Source organism: Micromonospora sp. MP36 (assembly GCF_008119785.1).
Lineage (GTDB): Bacteria > Actinomycetota > Actinomycetes > Mycobacteriales > Micromonosporaceae > Micromonospora.
Window position 1 is genome coordinate 146,643 of the sequence record NZ_VSFA01000005.1, and the last position, 26,886, is coordinate 173,528.

The 26,886-nt window shown below is 73.2% G+C and carries 23 protein-coding genes; 18 read left to right on the forward strand and 5 right to left on the reverse strand.

Annotated features, from left to right (window positions below; translation table 11 throughout):
- The first annotated feature begins 33 nt into the window (after positions 1 to 33).
- The 6 genes from FXF52_RS08285 to FXF52_RS08310 all read left to right on the forward strand — a co-directional run bounded on the left by FXF52_RS08285 (position 34) and on the right by FXF52_RS08310 (position 7,004).
- Positions 34 to 960, forward strand: a complete 927-nt coding sequence (locus tag FXF52_RS08285; RefSeq protein WP_148795057.1) for a bifunctional riboflavin kinase/FAD synthetase — start codon at positions 34 to 36, stop codon at positions 958 to 960.
- A gap of 205 nt (positions 961 to 1,165) precedes the next feature.
- Positions 1,166 to 1,435: a 30S ribosomal protein S15 gene (gene rpsO / locus FXF52_RS08290; RefSeq protein ID WP_089008806.1), complete on the forward strand. Its 270-nt coding sequence runs from the start codon at positions 1,166 to 1,168 to the stop codon at positions 1,433 to 1,435.
- Between the two features lie 221 nt (positions 1,436 to 1,656).
- Positions 1,657 to 4,014 (forward strand): polyribonucleotide nucleotidyltransferase, encoded by a 2,358-nt coding sequence (locus tag FXF52_RS08295; protein ID WP_148795059.1) that lies wholly within the window; start codon positions 1,657 to 1,659, stop codon positions 4,012 to 4,014.
- 234 nt (positions 4,015 to 4,248) lie between these two features.
- Positions 4,249 to 5,622: a pitrilysin family protein gene (locus FXF52_RS08300; protein ID WP_187413383.1), complete on the forward strand. Its 1,374-nt coding sequence runs from the start codon at positions 4,249 to 4,251 to the stop codon at positions 5,620 to 5,622.
- A 79-nt stretch (positions 5,623 to 5,701) separates the two neighbouring features.
- On the forward strand, positions 5,702 to 6,475 hold the full coding sequence (gene dapB, locus FXF52_RS08305) for a 4-hydroxy-tetrahydrodipicolinate reductase (RefSeq protein WP_148795063.1): 774 nt from the start codon (positions 5,702 to 5,704) through the stop codon (positions 6,473 to 6,475).
- A 61-nt stretch (positions 6,476 to 6,536) separates the two neighbouring features.
- A complete protein-coding gene (locus FXF52_RS08310; protein ID WP_148795065.1) occupies positions 6,537 to 7,004 on the forward strand; it encodes a GNAT family N-acetyltransferase in 468 nt (155 codons plus the stop codon).
- Between the two features lie 121 nt (positions 7,005 to 7,125).
- Here the strand turns inward: FXF52_RS08310 and FXF52_RS08315 are convergent, their stop codons facing one another.
- On the reverse strand, positions 7,126 to 9,243 hold the full coding sequence (locus tag FXF52_RS08315) for a glycogen debranching N-terminal domain-containing protein (protein ID WP_148795067.1): 2,118 nt from the start codon (positions 9,241 to 9,243) through the stop codon (positions 7,126 to 7,128).
- Between the two features lie 148 nt (positions 9,244 to 9,391).
- Here FXF52_RS08315 and FXF52_RS08320 point away from each other — a divergent pair, with 148 nt between their 5' ends.
- The 4 genes from FXF52_RS08320 (at position 9,392) to FXF52_RS08335 (ending at position 13,733) form a co-directional block, all read left to right on the forward strand.
- Positions 9,392 to 10,384, forward strand: a complete 993-nt coding sequence (locus FXF52_RS08320; RefSeq protein ID WP_148795070.1) for a LacI family DNA-binding transcriptional regulator — start codon at positions 9,392 to 9,394, stop codon at positions 10,382 to 10,384.
- 26 nt (positions 10,385 to 10,410) lie between these two features.
- A complete protein-coding gene (locus tag FXF52_RS08325) occupies positions 10,411 to 11,658 on the forward strand; it encodes an extracellular solute-binding protein (RefSeq protein ID WP_148795072.1) in 1,248 nt (415 codons plus the stop codon).
- 67 nt (positions 11,659 to 11,725) lie between these two features.
- Complete coding sequence (locus FXF52_RS08330) at positions 11,726 to 12,844, forward strand: carbohydrate ABC transporter permease (protein WP_148795073.1); 1,119 nt, start codon at positions 11,726 to 11,728, stop codon at positions 12,842 to 12,844.
- 1 nt (position 12,845) lies between these two features.
- Entirely contained in the window at positions 12,846 to 13,733 is an 888-nt protein-coding gene (locus FXF52_RS08335) for a carbohydrate ABC transporter permease (protein WP_148795075.1), read from the forward strand.
- 49 nt (positions 13,734 to 13,782) lie between these two features.
- On the opposite strand, the gene FXF52_RS08340 is transcribed toward FXF52_RS08335, so the two are convergent.
- Entirely contained in the window at positions 13,783 to 14,355 is a 573-nt protein-coding gene (locus FXF52_RS08340) for a GNAT family N-acetyltransferase (RefSeq protein WP_148795077.1), read from the reverse strand.
- Positions 14,356 to 14,390: 35 nt separating this feature from the next.
- On the opposite strand from FXF52_RS08340, the gene FXF52_RS08345 reads away from it, so the two are divergent.
- A complete protein-coding gene (locus FXF52_RS08345; protein WP_148795079.1) occupies positions 14,391 to 15,701 on the forward strand; it encodes a glycosyltransferase family 87 protein in 1,311 nt (436 codons plus the stop codon).
- Here the strand turns inward: FXF52_RS08345 and FXF52_RS08350 are convergent.
- On the reverse strand, positions 15,600 to 16,151 hold the full coding sequence (locus FXF52_RS08350) for a GNAT family N-acetyltransferase (protein ID WP_148795080.1): 552 nt from the start codon (positions 16,149 to 16,151) through the stop codon (positions 15,600 to 15,602). The two genes, FXF52_RS08345 and FXF52_RS08350, sit on opposite strands and share 102 nt — an antisense overlap.
- 137 nt (positions 16,152 to 16,288) lie before the next feature.
- On the opposite strand from FXF52_RS08350, the gene FXF52_RS08355 reads away from it, so the two are divergent.
- The 5 genes from FXF52_RS08355 to FXF52_RS08375 all read left to right on the forward strand — a co-directional run bounded on the left by FXF52_RS08355 (position 16,289) and on the right by FXF52_RS08375 (position 21,618).
- Positions 16,289 to 17,518, forward strand: a complete 1,230-nt coding sequence (locus FXF52_RS08355) for a winged helix-turn-helix domain-containing protein (protein WP_148795082.1) — start codon at positions 16,289 to 16,291, stop codon at positions 17,516 to 17,518.
- On the forward strand, positions 17,508 to 18,071 hold the full coding sequence (locus FXF52_RS08360) for a DUF2752 domain-containing protein (protein ID WP_148795084.1): 564 nt from the start codon (positions 17,508 to 17,510) through the stop codon (positions 18,069 to 18,071). The genes FXF52_RS08355 and FXF52_RS08360 overlap by 11 nt, the downstream gene beginning before the upstream one ends.
- 88 nt (positions 18,072 to 18,159) lie before the next feature.
- Complete coding sequence (gene thyX / locus FXF52_RS08365; RefSeq protein ID WP_148795165.1) at positions 18,160 to 18,897, forward strand: FAD-dependent thymidylate synthase; 738 nt, start codon at positions 18,160 to 18,162, stop codon at positions 18,895 to 18,897.
- Positions 18,898 to 18,950: 53 nt separating this feature from the next.
- Positions 18,951 to 19,877 carry a 4-hydroxy-tetrahydrodipicolinate synthase gene (dapA, locus tag FXF52_RS08370; RefSeq protein WP_148795086.1) on the forward strand — a complete coding sequence of 309 codons (927 nt, stop codon included), beginning with the start codon at positions 18,951 to 18,953 and terminating at the stop codon, positions 19,875 to 19,877.
- A gap of 52 nt (positions 19,878 to 19,929) precedes the next feature.
- A complete protein-coding gene (locus tag FXF52_RS08375) occupies positions 19,930 to 21,618 on the forward strand; it encodes a ribonuclease J (RefSeq protein WP_148795088.1) in 1,689 nt (562 codons plus the stop codon).
- Between the two features lie 126 nt (positions 21,619 to 21,744).
- Here FXF52_RS08375 and FXF52_RS08380 read toward each other — a convergent pair whose 3' ends face one another.
- Positions 21,745 to 23,403 carry a YbjN domain-containing protein gene (locus FXF52_RS08380; protein ID WP_148795090.1) on the reverse strand — a complete coding sequence of 553 codons (1,659 nt, stop codon included), beginning with the start codon at positions 23,401 to 23,403 and terminating at the stop codon, positions 21,745 to 21,747.
- Positions 23,400 to 23,879, reverse strand: coding sequence for a YbjN domain-containing protein (locus FXF52_RS08385; protein WP_148795092.1), 480 nt, complete (start codon positions 23,877 to 23,879; stop codon positions 23,400 to 23,402). Before FXF52_RS08385 ends, FXF52_RS08380 begins: the two co-directional genes overlap by 4 nt.
- Positions 23,880 to 23,993: 114 nt before the next feature.
- Here FXF52_RS08385 and FXF52_RS08390 point away from each other — a divergent pair, with 114 nt between their 5' ends.
- Both FXF52_RS08390 and FXF52_RS08395 read left to right on the forward strand, forming a co-directional pair.
- Positions 23,994 to 26,450, forward strand: coding sequence for a DNA translocase FtsK 4TM domain-containing protein (locus FXF52_RS08390; protein WP_148795094.1), 2,457 nt, complete (start codon positions 23,994 to 23,996; stop codon positions 26,448 to 26,450).
- Entirely contained in the window at positions 26,443 to 26,820 is a 378-nt protein-coding gene (locus FXF52_RS08395; RefSeq protein ID WP_148795096.1) for a glyoxalase/bleomycin resistance/extradiol dioxygenase family protein, read from the forward strand. The genes FXF52_RS08390 and FXF52_RS08395 overlap by 8 nt, the downstream gene beginning before the upstream one ends.
- Positions 26,821 to 26,886 lie beyond the last annotated feature (66 nt).

Here is a 26,886-nt window from a genome sequence, read left to right on the forward strand (position 1 = left end):
CCGAATCGCGTGGGCGAGCAGGGGAGGAGAGGCATGCAGCGGTGGCGGGGGTATGAGGCGGTGCCCGGAGGCTGGGGACGCGCGGTGGTCACCATCGGCGTCTTCGACGGCGTGCACAAGGGGCACCAGGCCACCATCGGCCACGCCGTGGCCCGGGCCCGCGAGATGGGCGTACGGTCGGTGGTGCTGACCTTCGACCCGCACCCGGCGGAGGTGGTCCGCCCCGGCTCGCACCCGGCGGTGCTCACCGAGCCGGCCCGCAAGGCGGAGCTGATCGAGGCGCTCGGGGCCGACGTGCTCTGCGTGGTGCCGTTCACCCCGGAGTTCTCCCGGTTGCCGGCCGAGGCGTTCGTGCACGACATCCTCGTCGAGCACCTGCACGCCGCGCTGGTGGTGGTCGGCGACAACTTCCGCTTCGGGCACCGGGCCGCCGGCGACGTGGCACTGCTGGAGCGGCTGGGCCGCACCTTCGGCTTCGGGGTGGAGAGCGGCCCGCTGGTCGCCGAGGCGGGGACGGTCTTCTCCTCCACGTACATCCGCTCCTGCATCGACGCGGGTGATGTGGCCGCGGCGGCCGCCGCGCTCGGCCGCCCGCACCGGGTCGAGGGCGTGGTGGTCCGCGGCGACCAGCGCGGACGCGAGCTGGGCTTCCCCACCGCCAACCTGCTGACCCACCGGTACGCGGCGGTCCCCGCCGACGGGGTGTACGCCGCTCGGCTGGTGCGTCGGGGCGGGGAGCCCCTGGCGGCGGCCGTCTCGATCGGCACCAACCCGACCTTCTCCGGGCGGGAGCGCCGGGTGGAGGCGTACGTGCTGGACTTCACCGGTGACCTGTACGGCGAGCGGCTGGCCTTGGACTTCGTGGCGCACCTGCGTGAGCAACGGACGTACGACGCGATCGAGCCGTTGATCGCCCAGATCGGCGAGGACGTCGAGCGGACCCGCCGGGCGCTCGGCTGACCTGGGGTGCGGCCGCCGGGAACGCCTCACGCGGCCCTTGACCGGGTGGTTCCCGACCGGGCTGGTAGTCTGGCAGGGACGTCGGCCGACCGACGCGGAGCCTCGCCTGCCTGCACGACGCCGCGGGTGCGAGGCACCGGTCCGTCCCCCGGTCATCGAGACCGCTCCGACGGACCTCACCGAACGACCCACGAACAGGGAGAACATGGCGCTCGACCAGGAAGCCAAGGCCAAGATCCGCTCCGAGTACGCGACCAAGGAGGGCGACACCGGCTCGCCCGAGGTGCAGGTCGCGGTCCTCACCAAGCGGATCGCCGAGCTCACCGAGCACCTGAAGGTGCACAAGCACGACCACCACAGCCGCCGTGGGCTGCTGCTGCTGGTCGGCCGGCGCCGTCGGCTGCTCAACTACGTCCAGAAGAAGGACATCAACCGCTACCGGTCGCTCATCGAGCGGCTCGGCCTGCGTCGGTGACCTGACGGGGGAGTGGCCTGCGGCCGCTCCCCCGTTCCGGTACCACTGAGAGAACCGGGCCACGCGACCACCTGAGAGGGAGCCGGTCGGCGTACCGGTCTCCGGTAGTGGCCCCCGGGCACCCCGGCATCCGCCGGTCACCCGGGCGCTTCGATCGAAGACCGGCCGTCTGAGCAGCTCCCGCGTCGTGGGCCCCCGATGCGAAGGAGCATTGCCGCACCATGACCGAGAATCGACTCGGCACCGAATCCCGCACCGCCACGATCGACAACGGGTCCTTCGGCACCCGTGAGGTCACCTTCTCCACCGGTCGGCTGGCCCGCCAGGCCGCCGGCTCCGTCATCGCCCAGCTCGGCGAGACCGTCGTGCTCTCCGCCACCACGGCCAGCAAGCAGCCGCGGGAGCAGTTCGACTTCTTCCCGCTGACGGTGGACGTCGAGGAGCGGATGTACGCCGCGGGCCGCATCCCCGGCTCGTTCTTCCGCCGCGAGGGCCGGCCCAGCGAGGACGCCATCCTCACCTGCCGGCTGATCGACCGGCCGCTGCGCCCGTCCTTCGTCAAGGGCCTGCGCAACGAGGTCCAGGTCGTCGAGACCGTGCTGGCGCTCGACCCGCAGCACCCGTACGACGTCGTGGCGATCAACGCCGCCTCGATGTCCACCAAGCTCTCCGGCCTGCCGTTCTCCGGCCCGATCGGGGCCACCCGGATGGGCCACATCGACGGCCAGTGGGTCGCCTTCCCGACCTACGAGGAGCTGGAGCGGGCCACCTTCGACATGGTGGTGGCCGGCCGGGTCCTGCCGGACGGCGACGTCGCGATCATGATGGTCGAGGCGGAGGCCACCGAGCACACCGTGAAGCTGGTCGCCGGCGGGGCCACCGCCCCGACCGAGGAGGTCGTCGCCAGCGGCCTGGAGGCCGCCAAGCCGGCCATCCGCGAGCTGTGCCGGGCGCAGAGCGAGCTGGCTGACGTGGCCGCCAAGCCGGTCGCCGAGTTCCCGGTCTTCCTCGACTACTCCGACGACGCGTACGACGCGGTGGCCGAGCTGGCCCGCGCCGACGTCGCCGAGGCCCTGAAGATCGCCGGCAAGCACGACCGCGAGGAGGCCCTGGACCGGGTCAAGGCCCGGGTCGCCGAGGAGCTCGGCCCGCGCTTCGAGGGCCGCGAGAAGGAGCTCTCCGCCGCCTTCCGGTCGCTGACCAAGGCCGAGGTCCGCAGCCGGGTGCTGCGCGAGCAGGTCCGCATCGACGGCCGGGGCACGCGCGACATCCGCCCGCTGACCGCCGAGGTCGGCGTGCTGCCGCGGGTGCACGGCTCGGCGCTGTTCGAGCGCGGCGAGACCCAGATCTTGGGCGTCACCACGCTGAACATGCTGCGGATGGAGCAGTCGCTGGACACCCTCTCCCCGGAGAAGTCCAAGCGCTACATGCACAACTACAACTTCCCGCCGTACTCCACCGGTGAGACCGGCCGGGTCGGCTCGCCGAAGCGGCGCGAGATCGGCCACGGCGCGCTGGCCGAGCGGGCGCTGATCCCGGTGCTGCCGTCGCGCGAGGAGTTCCCGTACGCCATCCGGCAGGTCTCCGAGGCGCTCGGCTCCAACGGCTCCACCTCGATGGGTTCGGTCTGCGCCTCGACGCTGGGCCTGCTGTCGGCCGGTGTGCCGCTGAAGGCCCCGGTCGCCGGCATCGCCATGGGCCTCATCTCCGACGAGGTCGAGGGCAAGACCCAGTACGTGACGCTGACCGACATCCTCGGCGCTGAGGACGCGTTCGGCGACATGGACTTCAAGGTCGCCGGCACCCGGGAGTTCGTCACCGCTCTCCAGCTCGACACCAAGCTCGACGGCATCCCGTCGGACGTGCTGGCCGCCGCGCTTCAGCAGGCGCACGAGGCCCGGCAGACCATCCTCGACGTGATGCAGCGGGCCATCGAGGCCCCGGCCGAGATGTCGGACTACGCCCCGCGGGTCACCACCGTGAAGATCCCGGTCGACAAGATCGGCATGGTGATCGGCCCGAAGGGCCAGACCATCAACGCCATCCAGGACGAGACCGGCGCCGAGATCTCCATCGAGGACGACGGCACCATCTACGTCGGCGCGACCAACGGCCCGTCGGCCCAGGCCGCGGTCGAGCGGATCAACGCGATCGCCAACCCGACCCTGCCGAAGGTCGGCGACCGGTTCCTCGGCACCGTGGTGAAGACCGCCCCGTTCGGCGCCTTCATCTCGCTGCTGCCCGGCCGCGACGGCCTGCTGCACATCTCCAAGGTGGGTGACGGCAAGCGGGTCGAGAAGGTTGAGGACTACCTCAACGTCGGCGACAAGGTCGAGGTGGAGATCGCCGACATCGACCAGCGCGGCAAGATCTACCTGGACAAGGTCCGCCCGGAGGGCGCCGAGGCGCCGGCCGCCGAGGAGGCCGCCGGTGGCGAGCGTCCCGCCGGCCGGGACCGGGGCGACCGGGGTCCGCGCGACCGCGGCGACCGCGAGCGCGGCGGCCGGGGCCCGGACCGTGGCGAGGGCGGCGAGGGCGGCGGCGAGTCCCGCCCGCGTCGCCGGACCCGGCACAGCTGATCCTCGATCGGCCGGGTGACGTCGACCGCGTCACCCGGCCGGCGGCGACTCCAGCCCGGCGCGTCCGATGACGCGCCGCGCCCTGGAGCCGTCACCCGGCGACTTCAGCCCGGCGCGTCTGACGCCGTGCCGCGGCCTGGAGCCGTCACCCGCACCACCCACCCCTCGTCGAACTGGAAGCAGGTTTTCGTGAGCCGGACCCGGCGTTCGTCTTTTCCTGCGGATCGACGGGGGGTGGCGCCGTCCGGTGCCGTCCGGCACGTGACCGGGGCCACCCGGTCCGCCGGCGGGCCGACCCGGGCGGTCACCCGCACGCTCAGCGACGACCCGCTCGGCGGCACCGTGCGCCGTACCGTGCTGCCCAGCGGGTTGCGCGTGCTCACCGAGGCGATCCCGGCGATGCGCAGCGTCTCGTTCGGCATCTGGGTCGCCATCGGCTCCCGGGACGAGACCGGGCCGCAGGCCGGCGCCGCGCACTTCCTGGAGCACCTGCTCTTCAAGGGCACGCACAAGCGCGGCGCGCTGGAGATCTCCTCGCAGATCGAGGCGGTGGGCGGCGAGACGAACGCCTTCACCACCAAGGAATACACCTGCTACTACGCCCGCGTGCTGGACGAGGACCTGCCCCTGGCCATCGACGTCATGTGCGACCTGGTCGCCGACTCGGTGCTGAACCCGGCCGATGTGGAGACCGAGCGCGGCGTCATCCTCGAAGAGATCGCCATGCACGACGACGAGCCCGGCGACGAGGTGCACGACCTGTTCGCCCGCGCCGTCTACGGCGACCACCCCCTCGGCCGACTGATCTCCGGCACCGAGGAGACGGTCACCCCGATGACCCGCCGGCAGATCCAGAACTTCTACCGCCGCACGTACACCGCGCCGCAGATCGTCATCGCCGCCGCCGGCAACCTCGACCACGCCGCCGTGGTCAAGCTGGTCCGCCAGGCCCTGCGCGGCACCCCGCTGGACACCGACCCGGCGGCACCGGCGCCGCACCGGCCGACCGCCCCGGCGGTACGCACGAAGCCGGCCACCACCCTGGTCGAGCCGAAGGAGACCGAGCAGGCGCACCTGATCCTCGGCTGCCCGGGCATCGACCGCATGGACGAGCGGCGCTTCGCTCTCGGGGTGCTCAACAACGTCCTCGGCGGCGGCATGTCCAGCCGGCTGTTCCAGGAGATCCGCGAGCAGCGCGGCCTGGCCTACTCGGTCTACTCGTACGCCAGCCAGTACGCCGACAGCGGCCTGTTCGCCGTCTACGCCGGCTGCGCCCCGGGCAAGTTGGACGAGGTGCTGCAGCTGACCCGCGCCGAGCTGGCCAAGGTGGCCGCCGAGGGGATCACCGAGGCCGAGCTGGCCCGGGGCAAGGGGATGAGCAAGGGCTCCTTCGTCCTCGGGCTGGAGGACACCGGGTCCCGGATGAGCCGGCTGGCCAAGGGTGAGCTGCTCTACGGCGACCTGATGCCGGTGGACGAGCTGCTCGCCCGGGTCGACGCGGTGACCCTGGACGACGTGAACGGCCTGGCCGCCGACCTGCTCAGCCGCCCGATGTCCCTGGCGGTGGTCGGCCCGTTCGACGAGTCCGCCTTCGCGGCGTCCCGCTGAGCGCTCCCGTCGGGGTGACCGCGTCCCGCTGACCGGTCCCGTGGGGTGACCGCGTCCTGATTGGGATAGGTTGTGCCCCGTGACTGACGAGCAGGAGAAGAACCTGGCCGGGCCGGTCCGGGTCGGCGTGCTGGGTGCCCGTGGCCGGATGGGCATGGAGGTCTGCAAGGCGGTCGACGGGGCCCCCGACATGGACCTGGTGGCGATGGTCGACCAGGGCGACGGGCTGTTCGCCGCCTCCGACGCCGGCGCCGAGGTGGTCGTCGACTTCACCACCCCGGACGTCGTCATGGACAACCTGCACTGGTGCATCGACCAGGGCATCAACGTGGTGGTCGGCACCACGGGCTTCACCGAGCAGCGCCTGGAGCGGGTGCGCGGCTGGCTGGCGCGCAAGCCGGGCGTGGGCGTGGTGATCGCCCCGAACTTCGGCATCGGGGCGGTGCTGATGATGCAGTTCGCCGCCCGCGCCGCCCGGCACTTCGAGTCGGTCGAGATCATCGAGCAGCACCACCCGCGCAAGCTGGACGCCCCCAGCGGCACCGCCACGCACACGGCGCGGCTGATCGCCCAGGCCCGCGCCGAGGCCGGCCTCGGTCCCGTGCCGGACGCCACCCGGGACGAGGTGCCGGGCGCGCGCGGCGCCGAGATCGACGGGGTACGCGTGCACGCCGTCCGCGCCACCGGTCTGGTCGCCCACCAGGAGGTGCTCTTCGGCACCACCGGCGAGACGCTGACCATCCGCCACGACTCGTACGACCGGGCCTCGTTCATGCCCGGCGTGCTGCTCGCCGTGCGGGAGGTGCGCAACCGGCCGGGCCTCACGGTCGGCCTGGACGCCCTGCTCGACTGAGCGCCCCCGTCCCGCCAGAATCCGGTCGTCACGCAGCCAGGCCGCGCCTAGGGTCGCGTACATGATCGATTCTGCGCTCCGCGACCGCGCCGGCCGGCAGGTGACCCTGCGTCCCGTCGACGACGACAACTGGCGGGCGGTGGCGGACGTGGCGCCTCGCGACGACCAGCGCGCCTGGGTGCCCGCCCTGGCCGCCCGCTACCTGGTGCTGACCATGCGCTCGGACGTCTGGACCTCGCTGGCCGTGTACGCGGACGAGACGGTGGTCGGGCACGTCATGTGGGGCGTGGACGACGACGGCTCCCGGTGGATCGGCGGCATGGTGATCGACGCCGCCGAGCAGGGCCGGGGTGTCGGCCGGGCCGCCGTGCGCACCCTCGCCGACTGGCTAGCCACGCAGGGCCACCCGATCCGCCTCAGCTACCACCCGGACAACACCCAGGCCGCCACCCTCTACCAATCCCTCGGCTTCCACCCGACGGGCGCCATGGAGGACGACGAACTGATCGCCGAACTAACCCCCGCCTGACCCACCCCACCCCACCCCACCCACCCGCCTGCGGTGATCATGAAGTTGTTGCGGCCGGCACCGGCGTGTCGGGACAACAACTTCATGATCAACCGCCGCGGGCGGGCGGGGCGACACCGCGTCAGCGCGGGGCGGGGGTGTCCGTGGTGGGGCGCTGGGTGGGGATGTGAGGGGTGGTGGTCACCGTTAGGGTCGTGGGGAGGCCGGTGACGGTGGGGTGGCCGGCCTGGTCGACCTGGACGGTGACCGGGGCGCCGGCGACGCGGAGGCCGTCGACCGCGAGCGCGCCCAGCTCCGGGCCGGCCAGCGGGCTCAGCCGCACCCGACCGGCCGGCACGTCGGGGTAGATGCCCACGCCGGCCTGGAGCAGCAGCACGGCGGCCGCCGCCGACCAGGCCTGCGGCCGGCACGCGGCCGGGTACGGGACCGGTCGGCCGAGCACCGCCCGGTCGTCGCCGGCGTGCAGCTCGGGGAGGCGGTAGTCGAACGCCTCGGCGGCGGCAAGCAGCCCGTCGGCGAGCCGGAGCGCGGCGTCGGCGAAGCCGGCCCGGGCCAGCCCGCCGACCACGATGGCGGTGTCGTGCGTCCAGATCGACCCGCAGTGGTAGGACAGCGGGCTGAACCCGGCGTCGTCGGTGGACATGGTGCGCAGCCCGAATCCGCCGGCCAGCGCCTCGGTGGACAGCAGCGCCGCCACCTGCGCCGACTCGGCGTCCGAGAGCAGCCCGGTGCCGAGCAGGTGACCGATGTTGCTGGTCAGCGAGTCGACCGGGCGCTTGTCCCGGTCCAGCGCCAGCGCGGGCTGCGGGCCGTACCGGCCGTCCACCCAGAACGCATCGCGGAACCGCCGGGCCAGCCGGTCGGCGTACTCCCGCCAGCGGTCGCCGCCCGGGCGGCCGAAGGCGTCGAGCAGGTCGGCGCCGTGCACCGCCGCCTGGTACGCGTACCCCTGCACCTCGGACAGCACGATGGGCGACTGCGCCTGCCGGCCGTCGCGGAACCGGATCGAGTCGCCCGAGTCCTTCCAGCCCTGGTTGGCCAGGCCGCTGCCGCTGGTGTCGACGTACTCGACGAAGCCGTCGCCGTCGGCGTCGGCGTGCTCGCCGAGCCAGCCGAGCGCCGCCTCCAAATGCGGGAGCAGCGGCTCGACCTGGTCGGCGGCGAGACCCCAGCGCCAGGCGTCGTGCAGCAGGCCGACCCAGAGCATGGTGGCGTCGACCGTGCCGTAGTAGGCCGGCGGCAGCCGCAGCTCGTGGGCGGGCAGGCTGAACTCGTGCCGGCGCAACTCGTGCAGGATCTTGCCGGGCGCCTCGCCGGTGGCCGGGTCGACCCTGGTGCCCTGCCGGCGCGCGAGGACGCGCAGCGTCCCGGCGGCCAGTTCGGTGCCGAGCGGCAGCATCATCCGGGCGGCCCAGAGGCTGTCCCGGCCGAAGAGGGTGAGGAACCAGGGCACGCCGGCGCCGAGGAACACGTCCCCGGGGTGGGCCGGGTCGGCCAGCCGCAGCCCGCGCAGGTCGGCCAGGGAGCGGTCGAGCAGCCGGACCAGGCGGCGGTCGTCGGCACGTACCTGCGGGACGGACCACTCGGGGCCGGCCGGCGGGGCGACCACCACGGCCTTCGGGTCGGTGACGGTGAGCCGCCAGCGCAGCGTCACGGCGTCGCCGGGGGCGAGGTCGACCGGCCAGCTCAGCCGGGGCGCGAGGGCCCGGTCGCCGGTGGCGTCGACGGTCGCCGCCTCGCCGGTGACCGTGACGGTGACGCCCTCGGCGGCCCACTGGACCCGGCCGGGCTCGCCGGACTTCGCCTCCAGCGGCGCCCCGTTCCCGCCGGACTTGACCAGCTCGATCGGGGCGAGGTCGCAGCCCAGGTCGACGCTGACCGTGGCGCGGACGGGGGCCGCGGCGGTGGAGGTGACCCGGATCTCCTCGCTGACGCCGTGCGGGCCGGCCTCCCGGATGCGGTCGATCCGGACGGTCGGGTCGGGGCCGGGGTCGCCGAGCCAGCGGGCCAGGGTGACGAAGCGGACCCCGTGGGGTCCGGCCGCCCCGTGGGCCACCGCCTCCGGTTCCCGGTCGTCAACGCGCAGCTCGGCGCGGGAGAGTACGCGGGCGTCGGCGTGGAACACGCCCTGGACGCCGCTCGGCCGGATCTGACCCGCCGCGTCGCCCAGCGCGCTGGTGGGGGCGTGGACCGCCCCGACCAGCTCGTGCAGCAGGGGTTGCAGGTGGCGTTCGGACACGGGGAACTCCTGGTGCTGATCGGGTGGCCGGAGCGTGTCTTGACAACTGACTCCGGCCCGGTGCAGAGTGCGAAACATTCCAGAAACTTTGAACGATCTAATCCTGCCGTATCCACGTTGGAACGTTCAAGGCGGCGAGAGGGACTCAATGGCTGAAAAGGTGACCATCTCGACGGTGGCCCGGCATGCCCAGGTGAGCCGGCAGACGGTCTCCAACGTCCTCAACGCGCCGCACATCGTCCGGGACGAGACCCGGCGCCGGGTGGAGGAGGCGATCGCCGCGCTGGGCTACCGGGCCAACCAGGCCGCCCGGCAGATGCGGACCGGTCGCTCCCGGCTCGTCGCGGTCCGGATCGAGCCCACCCGGGACGGGATCAACGGCTCGGTGCTCGACCGGTTCCTGCACGGCCTCACCGAGACCGCCGACGCCGCCGGCTATCGGGTTCTGCTCTACACCGCCCGCGACGACGGACACGAGATCGACACCTACGACGACCTGCTCGGCGCGTACGACCTGGACGGTTTCGTGCTCACCGGCACCGACCACGGTGACCCGCGGACCGCCTGGCTGGCCGAGCGGAACGTGCCGTTCGTGACCTTCGGCCGACCCTGGGACGCCGCCGAGGCCCATCCCTGGGTCGACGTCGACGGCGCGGCCGGCACCGCGCAGGCCACCCAGCGGCTGCTCGACACCGGCCACCGCCGGATCGGCTTCATCGGCTGGCCGGCGGGTTCCGGCGTCGGCGACGACCGGCGTTCCGGCTGGCGTACCGTCATGGCCGCCGCCGGCCTGGACGGCGCCGCCGCACCCCAGCGCGAGACCGAGGACGGCATCGCCCACGGCGAGCGGGAGATGCGGGCGCTGCTCGCCGCCGACGAACCGCCCACCGCGGTGGTCTGCGTCAGCGACTCGCTCGCCCTCGGCGCCCTCCAGGCGGTACGCGCGGTGGCCGCCTCCGTCGCCGTCGTCGGCTTCGACGACACCCCGGTGGCCGCCGTGGTCGGGCTGACCAGCGTCAGCCAGCCGCTCGCGGCTGCCGCCGCCCGCTGCTTCGAGCTGCTCACCGGCCTGCTCGACGGTCAGCCCACCGACCCACACGTGCTACTCAGCCCCACGCTCGTGCTCCGGCACACCGCGTGATCCCCCATCCCCACCAGGAGAATGAGATGACACCTCGCACCCTCACCCGGGCGGCGCTGGCCGGCCTCACGGCCGCCGCGCTGTTCGGCACCGCCGCCTGCGGCAGCGGGTTCGACGACTCCGCGAAGGACACCAAGCAGTCCAGCGGTCCGGCCAACCTGCAGATCATGATCGGCTCCTCCGGCGACGCCGAGACCAAGGCGGTGCAGGACGCCGCCGCGAAGTGGGCCTCCTCCTCCGGCAACACCGCCACGGTGACTCCGGCCCAGGACCTGACCCAGCAGCTCGGCCAGGCCCTCGCCGGCGGCACCCCGCCGGACGTCTTCTACGTCGACGCGTCCCGGTTCGCCGACTACGCCAGCGTCGGCGCGCTGGAGCCGTACGGCGACAAGGTCAGCAACAAGGACGACTTCTACGAGAGCTTGCGGAACACCTTCACCTATGACGGCAAGCTCTACTGCGCGCCGAAGGACTTCTCCACCCTGGCGCTCGAGATCAACACCGACCTGTGGGCCAAGGCCGGCCTGACCGACGCCGACGTGCCGACCACCTGGGACCAGCTCACCGCCGCCAGCCAGAAGATCAAGGCGAAGGGCATGGTGGCGCTCGCCCTCGGCGACACCCGGGACCGGATCGGCGCGTTCATGGTGCAGAACGGCGGCTGGCTGATGAGCAAGGACGGCAAGCAGCCGACCGCCGACACCCCGGAGAACCTCCAGGCCCTCGAGTACGTCAAGGGCCTGCTCACGAACGGCTACGCGAAGTTCCCGAAGCAGCTCGACGCCGGCTGGTCCGGTGAGGCGTTCGGCAAGGGCAAGGCCGTGATGACCATCGAGGGCAACTGGATCAAGGGTGCCCTGAAGAACGACTTCCCGAACGTGAAGTACAAGGTCGTCCCGCTGCCGGCCGGCCCGAAGGGCCAGGGCACCCTCTCCTTCACCCAGTGCTGGGGCATCGCCGCGAAGTCGAAGTTCAAGGACCAGGCGATCAAGTTCGTCGAGGCGATGACCGCCGGCGACCAGCAGATCGCCTTCGCCAACGCGTTCGGCGTGATGCCGTCCCGGCAGTCCGTCCGCGACCAGTACACCAGCGCCTTCCCGGCGGACAAGCCGTTCATCGACGGCGCCGCGTACGCCCAGGGCCCGGTGAACGCACCGAAGATGGACAGCGTGCTGCGCGACCTCGAGGCCGGCCTGCAGGGCCTGGCCAACGGTGACCCGAAGAGCATCCTGGCGAACTTCGACAAGAACGCCAAGGCGGCGCTCGGCGGCTGAGCGTGACCGGAGGGGCCCGCGTCGCGGGCCCCTCCGTGTCGGCTCCCACTCGAAGGAGGGAGGGGAGATGGCTACGGAGGCGCTTACCGCCCCGGCCACCACACCGGCCGGCCCGTCGCGCCGCCGCCGCAGGGGCATCCGCGGCAACGAGAACATCGCCGGCTGGCTCTTCGTCGCGCCGGTGATCGTGATCCTCGGGCTGTTCCTGCTGCTGCCGATCCTGATGGCGCTCTGGGTGAGCCTCACCGACTGGAACGGCCAGGGCAGCCCGTTCACCGCGGACGTGCCGTTCGTCGGCGGAAAGAACTACACCCGGCTGTTCACCGAGGACGGGCTCGACCGCCGGGACTTCATGACCAGCATCCGCAACAACATGTACTACGTGGGGATTGTGGTGCCGGCGCAGACCGTGCTCGCCCTCGGCCTCGCACTGATCGTGAACAACCGGATGCTCAAGGGAAAGGGCTTCTTCCGCAGCGCCTTCTACTTCCCCTCGGTCACCAGCTCGGTGGCGATCAGCGTGGTGTTCCTGTTCCTGTTCGCCAACTCCGGCGCGGTCAACAAGCTGCTCGGCTTCCTCGGCCTCGACGGGCCGGAGTGGTTCGCCGACTCCCGCGGCGTGCTGCACCTGCTGCTCGGCGTCGTCGGGGTGGACTCCCCGCCCGCCGCGCTCACTTCCGGCGGCCCGTTGGGGCTGACCTGGTGGGACTGGCTCTCCGGGCCGAGCGTCGCGATGATGTCGATCATCTGCTTGGTGATCTGGACCACCTCGGGCACCTTCATGCTGCTGTACCTGGCCGCGTTGCAGAACGTGCCAGTGGCGCTCGACGAGGCCAGCACGCTCGACGGGGCGACCCGCTGGCAGCGGTTCCGCTACGTCACCCTGCCACTGATCAAGCCGACCACCTTCCTGGTGGTCACCCTCGGCCTGATCGGCTGCTGGCAGGTCTTCGACCAGGTGTACGTGATGAGCCAGGGCGACCCGGCCAAGACCACCCTCACCCCGGCGTACCTGTCGTACCGCACCGCGTTCCGGGACTTCGACTACGGCTCGGGGGCGGCGATCTCGTTCGTGCTGTTCCTGATCATCATCCTGTTTACCCTGCTCCAGCGCCGGGTGATGGCCGACCGGGACGGATCCCGGCGCGGCCGGTGGTGGCGGCGACGCGTACCGGAAGGGTCCTGACATGGCCGTGCTGACCGACCGGCCGGCGGCGCCCGTCGCGCCGCGCGCCGACCGCGGGCCGCGTGCCCGGGTCAACCGCATCCTGGGGTACGCGGTCCTGATCTTCTTCGGGCTGGTCTTCCTCTACCCGTTTGTGATCCAGCTCGGCAACTCGTTCAAGACCGAGCCGGACGCGGCGGCGAACCCGCTCTCGCCGGTGCCCGACCCGGTGACGCTGGCCGGCTTCGAGCGGATCTTCGCGGGCACCAACTTCCCACTCTGGCTGGGTAACTCGCTGCTGGTCACCGTGCTGGTCACGCTCGGCCGGGTCTTCTTCGACTCGCTCGCCGGGTACGCCCTGGCCCGGCTGCGCTTCCGGGGCCGGGCCGGGCTCTTCGCCGCGGTCATCGCGGTGATGGCGGTGCCCGGCGTGGTGCTGCTGATCCCGAAGTTCCTGGTGCTCAAGCAGCTCGGCCTCTACGACAGCTACGCGGGCCTGGTGGTGCCGCTGCTGGCGGACGCGGCCGGGGTGTTCATCATGAAGCAGTTCTTCGAGTCGATCCCGGTCAGCGTGGAGGAGGCGGCCCGGATCGACGGCGCCGGAGTGTTCCGCACCTTCTGGTCCGTGGTGCTGCCGATGGCGCGGCCCGCGTTGATCACGCTGACCATCCTGTCGTTCCAGGGCTCCTGGAACGAGTTCCCGCACAGCCTGGTCTCGGTCCAGGACCCGCACCTGTTCACCCTGCCCCGCGGGCTGGCCGACCTGGTCAGCGGCTCGCTCGGCAAGGGCACGCAGTACCCGCTCAAGCTGGGTGCGGCGTTGCTGGCCACGATCCCGGTGGCGGTGCTGTTCGTGATCTTCCAGCGCTACTTCGTGCGGGGCGCCAACGAGGGCGCCGACAAGGGCTGACCGGCGCGCGGCCGGTCCCGACCCGGGGCCGGCCGCGGGCGGCGGCCGGTCAGGACGGCTCGGTGGGCACGCCGACGTGCAGCCGGAGCTGCGGGACGAGCATGTCGTCCACGTCCAGCGCACGGGCCGCGCCGTCCGGCTCCCAACCGGTCGAGGTGAGGAACTTCCGGGTCGCCGCGTCCCCGTCGAACGCCCAGGCCACCGCCCGGGTGAAGCCGTCGGACCGCCACCCGTCGACGGCGGCGGCGAGCAGCCGGCTGCCGTGCCCGCGCCGGCCCCAGCGCGGCTCGACCAGCAGGTCGGTCACCGCCGCCACGCCGTCGCCGAGCGCGTCGGTCGGCTCGCCCGGGGCGAGCGCCTCGGCATCGGCCGGACCGGAAGCGGCGAACCCCACCAGATACGATTGCTCGGCCTGTTCGACGGCGACGAGCACGCGGTGCGCGCCCGAGGGCGGCTCCTGCACCGCCACGCTCCACCGCCGGGCGAGGTACGCCTCGTCCAGGTTGTCGAGCACGTGCCGGGGCAGGATCCGGCGGTACGCGACCCGCCAGGTCGCGAGCTGGATGCGTGCGATCTCGCCGGCGTCTTCCGGACGCGCGGGGCGGACGTACCCGAGAGCCATGGCACGTGAGCCTACGCAGGGCGAGGGAGGCGACGGTGGCGCAGGGTGCCAGGCGGACGATCGCGCAGGTCGTCGCCGTGGTGGTGCTCGCCGTCGCGGTGGCCGCCTTCCTGTCGGAGGCGGCCGTGCGGCACGGCTTCTTCGACCTCAACGTCTACCGGGGCGCGCTGAACTACTGGGTGCACGACGGCGGGGAGATCTACGACTTCCTCCGCGCCAGGACCCAGTACGGGTTCACCTACCCGCCGTTCGCCGCCCTGGTGATGCTGCCGATGGCGTACCTGTCGTGGCACGCGGCGATCACGGTGAGCGTGGCCGCCACCGTGGTGGTCAGCACCGTGGTCATCTGGTGGCTGGTCGACCCGATCGCCCGCCGCGCCGGGTGGACCCGCTGGTTCGCCCTGGCGGTGGCGGTCTGCCTGGCCGCCGCGTTCGAGCCGATGCGCGAGACGGTCAACTTCGGCCAGGTCAACATGCTGCTGCTCTTCCTGGTGGCGGTGGACCTGCTGCGGCTGCTGCCGGCCGGCAGCCGGTGGGCCGGGGTGGGGGTCGGCCTGGCCACCGCGATCAAGCTGACCCCCGGCATCTTCATCGTCTACCTGCTGGTCACCGGGCGCTGGCGGGCCGCGTTCACCGCGATGGGCGCGGCGGCCGGGGCCACCCTGCTGGCCGGCGCGCTCTTCCCCGACGCCTCCCGCGAATTCTGGACCGAGGCGCTGTGGAACACCGACCGGGTGGGCGAACTCGCCTTCGTCTCGAACCAGTCGCTGCGCGGGGTGGTGGCTCGGCTGAACCCGGAGCACCCGAGCACCCTCGCCTGGCTGGTGCTGGTGCTCGCCACGCTGGCGGTCTGGGGCTGGCGCTCGCGCGCCGCGGTGACCGCCGGTGACGAGGCGACCGGGCTGGCCCTGACCGGCGCGGTGATGTGCCTGGTCAGCCCGGTGACCTGGGTGCACCACCTGGTCTGGCTGCTGCCGGGGCTGATCCTGCTGGTCGACAACGGCATGGCGGCGCCCGCGCGCAGCCGCCGGCGCCGTCTCCTGCTGGCCGCCGCGCTCGTCGGGTACGCCTTCCTGATCAGCCGGATCGTCTGGCGGTTCGAGCGCGACTTCAGCGGCGTGACCGGCTTCCTCGGCAGCAACACCTACGTCTGGATCAGCCTGGCGCTGCTGCTCGGCCTGCCGATCCGGCACTGGGCCGCGTCGGCCGACGGCGGGGCCGCCGACCGGGGTGGCCCGTCCGGGTCAGGTGTCGAGGCGGGCGGTGTAGCGCACCTCCCGCAGCAGAGCGGGGTCTTGCCCGCCGGAGAGCGGCAGCCGGTAGACGGACTCGGTGCCGTCCGGTGACAGCCCGGCCCGCTCGTAGAAGCGCCGGGCCCGGGCGTTGTCGCTGAGCACCCAGAGTCGATACTCCGTCCAGCCCCGCTCGGCCAGGCCGGCCCGGGCCGCCGCCAGCAGCGCCCGGCCGGTCCCGGCGCCCCAATGGGTGGGCTCGACGTACATCGCCAGGATCTCCCCGTACGCCGGGTCGAGGTCGCCCCGGTCCTGGTTGTTCCGGTACGGCCCGAAGGTGGCGAACCCGGCGACCGCCCCGTCGACCTCGGCGAGCAGGGTGGTGAACGGGTGCGCCGGGTCGGCCGTGCCCAGGTCCCGGCGGCGCTGCGCCCAGGCGGCCGGGTTCAGCCGGCGCAGCACCTCGTCCGGCATGATCCCGGCGTACCCGGCCTGCCAGCCGCGCACGTGCACCTCGGCGATCGCCGCCGCGTCGTCCGGCTCCTCCCGGCGGATGGTCAGCATGGGTCCGTTCTATGCCTCGACCGGCGGTCGGTCCAGCGCCCGCCGCCGCGTGGCGGCCATAATTCGGCCTCCGCGCCGCTAGGCGGCGCGCTGTCCGAACGAAGGCTGTCGTACGCGTGGACTAGGGTCGGCGGACGATGGCCGCACCGGAATCGCTCTCGCTCGCCCAGGCCCGCCGCGTGGCCCTCGCCGCCCAGGGCTTCGCCGACCCGCCGCCCACCGGGGTGCCGACCCGCCGGCACCTGCGCCGGGTGTTGGACCGGGTCGGGCTGATCCAGATGGACTCGGTCAACGTCCTGCAACGCGCCCACTACCTGCCGCTCTACAGCCGGCTCGGGCCCTACCCGACCACCCTGCTCGACGCCGCCGCCTACCGGCGCCCCCGGGAGCTGTTCGAATACTGGGGGCACGAGGCGTCGCTGATCCCGGTCGGCCTGCACCCGGCGCTGCGCTGGCGGATGGCCAAGGCCCGCGACGAGGCCTGGGGCGGGATGCGCCGGATCGCCCAGGAGCAGCCCGAGCTGGTCGCCTGGGTGCGCGACGAGGTGGCCGCCCGGGGGCCGCTCACCGCCGCCGAGATCGAGCACGACGCGCCCAGGGAGACCGGCAACTGGGGCTGGAACTGGTCGGCGGTCAAGCGGGCGCTGGAGTTCCTGTTCTGGTCCGGCGAGGTGACCGCCGCCGAGCGCACCAGCTCCTTCGCCCGCCGCTACGACCTGCCCGAGCGGGTGCTGCCGGCCGCGGCGCTCGACGCGCCCACCCTGAGCGACGCCGACGCCCACCGCACGCTGGTGGCGATCGCCGCCCGGTCGCTGGGCGTGGCGGCCGAGCCGGAGCTGCGCGACTACTTCCGGCTGCCGGTGGCCGGGGCGCGGCGGGCGATCGCCGAGCTGGTCGACGCGGGCGAGCTGACCCCGGTCACGGTGCCGGGCTGGCGGCAGACCGCCTACCTGCACGGCTCGGCCCGGCTGCCCCGCTGGGTCCGGGGCAACACCCTGGTCAGCCCGTTCGACCCGCTGGTCTGGGAGCGGGCCCGCACCGAGCGGCTGTTCGGCTTCTCCTACCGGATCGAGATCTACGTGCCCGCCCCGCAGCGGGTCCACGGCTACTACGTGCTGCCCTTCCTGCAGGGCGAGCGGTTCACCGCCCGGGTCGACCTCAAGGCCGACCGCCGGGCGGGGGTGCTGCTGGTGCCGGCCGCGTGGGTCGAGCCGGGGGCGGACCCGGGGGAGACCGCGGTGGCCCTCGCCGCCGAGCTGTACCGGCTCGCCGGTTGGCTCGGCCTGGACGCGGTCGCCCCGCCGGCGGCCGGCGACCTGGCGGCCCCGCTGGCCGCCGCGCTGGTGGGCGTGGCGGGTGTACGGTGAGCGCGTGACGAGCGTTGACCGGCCGGCCTCGCCGCCCGACCCGCAGACGGTCCCCGTTCCGGAGTCGCCGCACTGGCCCGCCGGAGCGGCGTACGCTCCCGTCGAGCCGGACCGGATCACCCGCCTCGTGCTCCGGCTGCACGCCCGCGCCCCGCGCTGGGCGGTGCCCCTCGCCGCGGTCGGCTGCGTCGGGCTCGGCATGGCGTACGCCCTGCTCAGTGACCCCACCCACAGCGATCCGGACGCCCGGCCCACCTGCCTGCTCAAGCTCACCACCGGGCTGGACTGCCCGGGCTGCGGCGGCACCCGGGCCCTCTGGTACGTGCTGCACGGCGACCTGCCGGCCGCGGCCCGGCACCACTTCCTCTTCGTCTTCTCGCTGCCCTTCCTGGCCTACCTCTTCGTCACCTGGGCCGGAAACCGGGCGTTCGGCTGGCGGCTGCCGGAGCTGCGGCTCAGCCCGAAGGTGCTCGGCGGCTTCCTGGCCTTCTGGCTGGCCTTCTCGGTGCTGCGCAACCTCCCCTGGGCACCGTTCACCGCCCTCTACGTCTGATCCGCGCTCCGGCGTGCGCCGGTTCACGTCCGCGCGCCCAAGTTTCCCCACGGGCCCACCGGCCACTACAGTCGCAGGAATGCCGGACATGGTGCAGCCCCAGGTCAAGCTCATCGCGTGGACCCAGTTCCAGGCCCCCGACGACGTGCCGTGGTCGACCGACGCCGAGGGGGGCCAGGCCCTCGCCGAATTCGCCGGTCGGGCCTGCTACCAGAGCTGGAAGAAGCCGAACCCGGCCACCGCCACCAACGCCGGCTACCTGGCGCATATCCTCGAGGTCGGGCACCTGTCCGTGCTGGAGCACGGCTCGGTGAGCTTCTACTTCAGCGGGGTGTCCCGGTCCTTCACCCACGAGCTGATCCGGCACCGGCACTTCTCCTACTCCCAGCTCTCCCAGCGCTACGTCCCGGAGCGGGACGCCGCGATGGTCGAGCCGAGGGTGATCGCCGAGGACCCGGAGCTGCACAAGAAGTTCGTCGAGGCGGCCGAGGCGAGCGTGCGGGCGTACAACGAGCTGCTGGAGGGCCTGGAGGCGCGCTTCGCCGACGAGCCCAACCCGACGCTGCGCCGCAAGCAGGCCCGGCAGGCGGCCCGCGCGGTGCTGCCCAACGCCACCGAGACCCGAATCGTGGTCACCGGCAACTACCGGGCCTGGCGGCACTTCATCAAGATGCGCGCGACCGAGCAGGCCGACGTGGAGATCCGCGAGCTGGCCGTGGAGTGCCTGCGGCAGCTCCAGGGCGTCGCGCCGAACGTCTTCGCCGATTTCGTGATCACCACCCTGCCCGACGGCACCGAGGTGGCGGCCAGCCCGCTCGCCGAGTGACTCCTGCGCCCTTCCCCACCGGGGCTCCGGTGCTCGTCCGCTAGGTTGTGAACATGACGCACGACCACCCTGCCGCCCCGGCCCGGGGCGCGTCGCGCCCGTTCGGGCGACTGCTCACGGCCATGGTGACGCCGTTCACCGCCGACGGGTCGCTCGACCTGGACGGCGCGGTACGGCTCGCCCAGCACCTCGTAGACGAGCAGGGCAACGACGCGCTGGTGCTCAACGGCACCACGGGCGAGTCGCCGACCACCACCGACGCGGAGAAGGAGAGCCTGATCCGCGCCGTCGTGGAGGCGGTCGGCGACCGGGCCCGGATCGTCGCCGGGGTCGGCACCAACGACACCCGGCACACCATCGAACTGGCGGTGCAGGCGGAGAAGGCCGGCGCGCACGGCCTGCTGGTGGTCACGCCGTACTACAACAAGCCGCCGCAGAGCGGCCTGCTGCGGCACTTCACCGCGGTCGCCGACGCCACCGGGCTGCCGATCATGCTGTACGACATCCCGCACCGGGCCGGCACCGCGATCGCCACCGACACGCTGCTGAAGCTGGCCGAGCACGGCCGGATCGTCGCGGTCAAGGACGCCAAGGGCGACCTCAGCGCCACCTCGGAGGTGCTCAGTCGCAGCGATCTCGCCTTCTACTGCGGCGAGGACTCGCTGACCCTGCCCGCCCTCGCGGTCGGCGCGGTCGGCGTGGTGGGCACCTCGACGCACTTCACCGGGGTGCCGACCAAGCAGATGATCGAGGCGTACGAGGCGGGAGACGTCAACACCGCCCTGGCGCTGCACCGCCGGCTGCTGCCCCTGTTCACCGGCGTCTTCCGTACCCAGGGCGTGATCCTGGTGAAGGCCGGACTGGCGGCCAAGGGCCTGCCGGCCGGCCCGGTACGCCCGCCGCTGGTGGACGCCACCGCGGCCGAACTGGCCCAGCTGCGCGCCGACTGCGCGGCGGCCGGCCTGCCCCTTCCCGAATGATCGAACGACACGACGGACGCCGGCTGACGGCGTCGCAGAATGAGGTGGACGCGTGACCGAGGCGCACATCGAGGGCGAACTGCCCCCGCCACTGCCGGAAGGCGGCCTGCGGATCATCCCGCTCGGCGGACTCGGCGCCATCGGCCGGAACATGACGGTCTTCGAGTACGACGGCAAGCTGCTGATCGTCGACTGCGGGGTGCTCTTCCCCGACGTCGAGCAGCCGGGCGTGGATCTCATCCTGCCCGACTTCGGCCCGATCCTGGACCGGCTCGACGACATCCAGGCGATCGTGCTCACCCACGGCCACGAGGACCACATCGGCGCGGTGCCGTACCTGCTCGCCCACAAGGCGGACATCCCGCTGGTGGGCTCGCAGTTCACCCTGGCCCTGGTCGAGGCGAAGCTGGCCGAGCGGCGGATCCAGCCCTACACGCTGACCGTGCGGGAGGGGCAGCGGGAGCGCCTCGGCCCGTTCGAGTGCGAGTTCTTCGCGGTCAACCACTCGATCCCGGACGCGCTCGCGGTGGCCATCCGGACCGGGGCCGGCCTGGTGCTGCACACCGGCGACTTCAAGATGGACCAGCTCCCGCTGGACGGCCGGATCACCGACCTGGCCGGCTTCGCCCGGCTCGGCGCCGAGGGCGTGGACCTGCTGCTGTCGGACTCCACCAACGCGGAGATCCCCGGCTTCGTCACCCCCGAGCGGGAGATCGGCCCGGTCCTGGACTCGATCTTCCAGAAGGCGCGCGGCCGGATCATCGTCGCCTCGTTCGCCTCGCACGTGCACCGGGTGCAGCAGGTCTTCGACTCGGCGATCGAGCACGGCCGCAAGGTGGCCCTGATCGGCCGCTCGATGGTCCGCAACATGGGCATCGCCCGTGACCTCGGCCTGCTCAACATCCCGCCGGGGCTGGTGGTCGGCCTGGAGGAGGCCACCGCCCTGCCGCCGGAGCAGATCGTGCTGATGTCCACCGGCTCGCAGGGCGAGCCGATGAGCGCGCTGGGCCGGATGGCCAGCGGCGACCACCGGCACATCACCATCGCCCCGGGCGACACCGTGGTGCTCGCCTCGTCGCTGGTGCCCGGCAACGAGACGTCGGTCTACCGGGTGATCAACCGGCTGGCCCGGGCCGGCGCGGTGGTGGTGCACAAGGACGTGGCCAAGGTGCACGTCTCCGGCCACGCCCCGGCCGGCGAACTGCTCTACCTGCTCAACGTCACCCGCCCCAGCAACCTGATGCCGGTGCACGGCGAGTGGCGGCACCTGCGGGCGCACGCCCGGCTCGGCATCGAGTCCGGCGTCGCGCCGGACCGGGTGGTGCTCTGCGAGGACGGCGACGTGGTCGACCTGGTCGACGGGCGGGCCAGCCTGGTCGGCCACGTGAAGAGCCGCTACGTCTACGTCGACGGCCTCGCCGTCGGCGACGTCAGCGAGTCGCTGCTCACCGAGCGCCGGATCCTCGGCGACGGCGGCTTCATCGCCGCCACCGTGGTGGTCGACTCGGTCACCGGCAAGGTGGTCGGCGGGCCGACCGTCTCGGCGAAGGGTTTCTCCGAGGACCCGGAGGCGTTCAGCCCGGTGGTCCCGCTGGTCACCGAGGCGCTGAACCGGGCCGCCGCGGACGGCATCACCGACCCGCACCAGCTCCAGCAGATCGTCCGGCGCACCGTCGGGCGCTGGGTCAATGACGCGTACCGGCGCCGGCCGATGATCGTCCCGACGGTCGTCGAGGTCTGACCCCACCGGCTTCCGGCGCCGGTCCACCGTCCGCGGTGGACCGGCGCTGCCGTTTCCGGGTACGCCGGGCGACTACGGGGACCGGGTCGCGGCCGCCACCGCCCAGGCCGCCGCGCCACGTTTCGGTCAGGGCAGCGCGGCGACCGCCTCGGCGTACGCGGCCCCGGTGCTGACGGCGGCGGCGACCAGCACCACGAGCTGCGCCGGGGCCACCCCGTGCGTCAGGTCGGTGGTGACGTCGGCGGCCAGCGCCACGGTCCCGTCGCCCGGGTCGTGCACGTACGCCGCCGGCAGCAGCCGGTCGTGGTTCCACGCGTTGCAGAACGCGTACGCCTCGGCGCGCCGCGCGGCCGGCAGCCGCCGGGTCGCCACCACCCGCGCGTGCAGGATCTCCCCGCGCCGCCCGAGCCGGCGGAACTCGATGACCGCCTCGCCCCAACGCCCCACCACCGTGCCGTCCGGCTCCACCGCGTACCCGTCCCCGCGTACGTCGAGGGCGGCGGTGAGCAGCGCCAGGCTCAGCGGGGCCGGCTCCTCCTCGCCCGGTGGGCCGGGTTCGGCCGGGTCGTCGTCCGGCCACTCGGCAGCGTCGTCCTCGGTGGGCAGCGGCACCGGCTCGGCGAGCGGGCGCTCGGCCAACCAGGCGGCGATCCGCCCGGACTGGTGGCCGGTGCCGTTACGGGCGTCGAAGCTGCCGGCCAGCGTGGTGGCGAGCGTCTGGAGCTGCCCGCCGAGCGTGGTCAGGTCCACCTCGGCGGCCGGCCGTGGCCCGTGCCCGGGGCGGTGCAGCCGCCGCCCGCCGAGGCCGGCCTCGACCGCCAGCCCGCAGAGCAGCGCGCCGGCCGCCGCGAACTCCATCGCGGCCAGGTCGTCGGCGGTCCGGTCCAGCCGGGGCAGCTGCTCGGCGAGGATGTCCAGCCCATGGGCGAGGTGCCCGCCCAGCGCGCAGAACCGCAGGTGCGCGGCGAGCAGCGGGAACGCGCCCCGCTCCCGGCGGTGCCGGCGGTACGCCCGCACGTGCGCGCGGGCGGCGCGGGCCGCGTCGCCGGTGTGCAGCCACGGCAGCAGCGCCACCGCCAGCGCCCGTTCCGGCTGGTCGGTGCAGCCCACCTCGCCGTCGAGCACCGGACGCAGCGCCGCCAGGGCCGCCACCGGCTCGCCCCAGCCGGCCAGCAGTTCGGCTCGCCGAGCCGGGGCGCATCCGGGGCAACCGGCGACCGGGTCGGCTGCCGCCGACCATTCCGGGTCGCGGCGCGGCGTCGGACTCGTCGAGCCGGAATGGTCGTACGCCCGCTCCGGCTCGCGGTCGTCGTGCCAGCGGGCGTACTCCCGCCGGGCGGTCGGCTCGTCGCCGAGGTGGTCGGCGAGCCGGCAGCGCAGCTCGGCCACCGGCTCGGCGTCCGGGCCCAGCCGGTCGGCGAGATCGTCCAACAGGGACCGGGCCTGGTCGAGGCCGATCCGGGGGGTGGCGAACAGCGCCTCCACCGCCTGCCGCTGGTGCCGGTGCAGCCGTTCGGCGTCGCCGGGGCGGCCCGCCAGCAGCCCGGGCGTCCGGTCGAGCGCGGCGAGGCAGCGGCGCACCGGCTCCACCAACCGCCACCGCTCCCCGAGCTGCAGGTACGCCTCCATCAGCGCGAACCGCGCCGCCAGCGCGGTCCGCGGATCGCCGATCGCGTCGGCCCGCGCGGCGATCCGGTCCAGCTCGGCGCAGCGGGCCTCGCCGTCGGGCAGGTCCCGGGCGTCGGCGAGGGCGTCGGCCAGGCCCCGGTCGCGGAAGGTGGTCACCGCAGCGACCCGCCGGGCAGGCGGCCGACTTCGGCGGCGAGTTGGCAGCCGGTGGCGATGCCGCAGTCGATGAGCTGGTCGAGCTGGTGCGGGGTGACCCCGCGTTCCAGGTCGGTGGTCACCTCACCGCAGACCTGGGCCAGCCCGTCGTCGGCCACGTGCACGAACGCCTTGGGCCAGAGCCGGTCGTGGTTCCAGGAGTTGCAGAACGCGTAGAGGTCGGGGACGTGCTCGATGCCGAAGCGGTGGCCGGCGACGGTGCGTACCTGGAGCACCTCCCCGGCGGCGCCGCGCCGGTAGAACCAGATGAGGCTCTCGTCCCAGCGCCCCACCAGGTCGCCGTCGGCGTCCTCGGCCACCGCGTACCCCCGGTTGGCCAGCACGGCGGCGATCAGCTCGCGGGTCAGCGGCCGCAGCGCCTGCGGGTGTCCGGCCAGGGGGCCGTCCGGACCGTCCTCGATCTCCGGCGACGCCATGAGGGCATCCCTTCTGAGGCGAATAACACAACGGACGGCGCGGCCCGTGCTGCGACGCGCGGACACGACCCGGAAAAGCGGCGATCTGCCGGGTCCCGCCGTTACCGTGACTGTATGGCGGGCCGTACCTCTCAGGCGAGCCGGCGGCGCGGCGCGTCGCCGCGCGGTACCACGAACAGCCGTGCCCGTCAGCCCGCGAAGAAGGCGACCCGGGCCACCCCGCGGCGGCGACCGGCGGCGCGGCCGAGCCCGGCCGCCTACCTGGGCCGCGCGATCGGTGCGATGTGGATGGGCGTGGCGCACGGTTTGGGCTGGGCCGTCCGCGCCGCCGGCCGGCAGGCCGCCTCCGCCCGCGACCTCGACCCGGAGCACCGCCGCGACGGTGCCGGGCTGCTCCTGTTCGGCCTGGCCATCCTCAGCGCGGTGGCCATCTGGTTCGGCGGCGCCGGGCCGGTCGGCGCGCGCCTGGCCGACACCGTCCGGCTCTTCCTCGGCGCGATCGCGATCGTCGTGCCGGTGCTGCTGATGATCGGCGCCTGGCGGCTGTTGCGCACGCCAGGGGACCCGGCCCACCGCGGGCGCGGCCTGGTCGGCTGGGGTTCCATGCTGCTCGCCACCGCGGCGATGCTGCACATCGGACAGGATCCGGTCGACGCGGTGCAGCGCGACTACGCGGGCGGGCTGATCGGCGCCGGCCTCGGCGACCTGCTGGCGGCCGCGATCACCCCCTGGGTGGCGGTGCCGCTGCTCATCCTGTTGCTGGTCTTCGGCCTGCTGGTGGTCACCGCGACCCCGATCAACAAGATCCCGGAGCGGCTCGGGCTGCTCGCCGGCTCCCTGGTCGCGCCGCCGGAGGCGGCGGACGCCGAGACCGAGGCGTCGGCCAAGCCGGCCCGCAAGCGACCAGCGAAGCGCCTCCCGCCGCCGCTGGACCCGGCGGACCCGGACGACGACCTCGACGGGGTCGACCTGCAGGACACGCTGGTGCTGCCGCGCAAGCCGCCGGCGAAGGTGCCCGCGAGCCGCAAGCCGGTGGAGCCGCCGGAGCACTCGCCGCTGCCCACCCGGGCCGAGCAGCTCGCCCTCACCGGGTTGGCCGGCGACTACACCCTGCCGCCGGCCAACATCCTGGGCAGCGGCGCCGCGCCGAAGAGCCGGAGCAAGGCCAACGACGAGGTGATCGCCGCGCTGACCGGCGTCTTCGAACAGTTCGACGTGGACGCTGCGGTCACCGGTTTCACCCGCGGCCCGACGGTCACCCGCTACGAGGTGGAGCTGGGCCCGGGCGTCAAGGTGGAGCGGATCACCCAGCTCTCCCGCAACATCGCGTACGCGGTTAAGTCGCCGGACGTGCGGATCCTCAGCCCGATCCCGGGCAAGAGCGCGGTCGGCGTGGAGATCCCGAACACCGACCCGGAGAACGTCGCGCTGGGCGACGTGCTCCGCTCGCGCGCCGCGAAGAGCGACCACCATCCGATGGTGGTCGCGCTCGGTAAGGACATCGAGGGCGGCTACGTGGTGGCCAACCTCGCGAAGATGCCGCACATCCTCATCGCGGGGGCCACCGGCGCCGGCAAGTCGAGTTGCCTGAACACCCTGCTTGTGTCCATTTTGACCCGGGCCACCCCGGACGAGGTGCGTCTGCTGCTCATCGACCCGAAGCGGGTCGAGCTGACCGGCTACGAGGGCATCCCGCACCTGGTCACGCCGATCGTGACCAACCCGAAGAAGGCGGCCGACTCGCTGGAGTGGGTCGTCCGCGAGATGGACATGCGCTACGACGACCTCGCCGCCAACGGGGTCCGGCACATCGACGACTTCAACCGCAAGGTCCGCAACGGCGAGATCAAGGCCCCGCCGGGCAGCGAGCGGGAGCTGCGGCCGTACCCGTACCTGCTGGTGATCGTGGACGAGCTGGCCGACCTGATGATGGTCGCGCCGCGCGACGTGGAGGACTCGATCGTCCGGATCACCCAGCTCGCCCGGGCCGCCGGCATCCACCTGGTGCTCGCCACCCAGCGTCCCTCGGTCGACGTGGTCACCGGCCTGATCAAGGCGAACGTGCCGTCCCGGCTGGCCTTCGCCACCTCCTCGCTGGCCGACTCGCGGGTCATCCTCGACCAGCCCGGCGCGGAGAAGCTGCTGGGTCGCGGTGACGGGCTCTTCCTGCCGATGGGCGCCTCGAAGCCGGTCCGCATCCAGGGCGCCTGGGTAACCGAGCGCGAGATCCACGACGTGGTGAAGTTCTGCAAGAACCAGCGCGAGCCGGAGTTCCGCGCGGACGTGCTGACCGCCGCGCAGGACAGCAAGAAGAAGATCGACGAGGACATCGGCGACGACCTGGACCTGCTGGTGCAGGCGGTGGAGCTGGTGGTCACCTCGCAGTTCGGGTCCACCTCGATGCTCCAGCGCAAGCTGCGGGTCGGTTTCGCCAAGGCGGGCCGGCTGATGGACCTGATGGAGACCCGGGGTGTGGTCGGGCCGTCCGAGGGCTCCAAGGCCCGCGACGTGCTGGTCAAGCCGGACGAGTTGGAGGAGGTCCTGGCCGGCCTGCGCGGCGGCGATGGCTGAGCCGCCCGGCGCCCAGGAACTCTTCCCGATCCTGGTCACCGCCGATCTGCCGGCCGCCCTACGCTTCTACCGGGACCTGCTCGGCGGCGTGGAGACCTACCGCTATCCGGCGTCCGGCGAGGTGGAGTTCGTCGCCCTCCGGCTGGGCGCGAGCTCCCTCGGCCTCGGCGTGTCGGACGAGCCGGAGGCGCTCACCAACAACCGGGTCCGGCTGTGGGCGTACGTGCCGGACTGCGACGCCGCCCACGAGCGACTGCGCGACGCCGGGGTGACGGTCCTCGCCGCGCCGGTGGACCAGCCGTGGGGGGAGCGCATGGCGGTGGTCCTCGATCCGGACGGCAATCAGGTCATGCTCGCCGAGCGCGGCTGACCTCCCATGGCTTCACCTCGTTCCGAGCGGGCGCTGATCAGGTCGCAACTGGACCGTCCGCCCCGG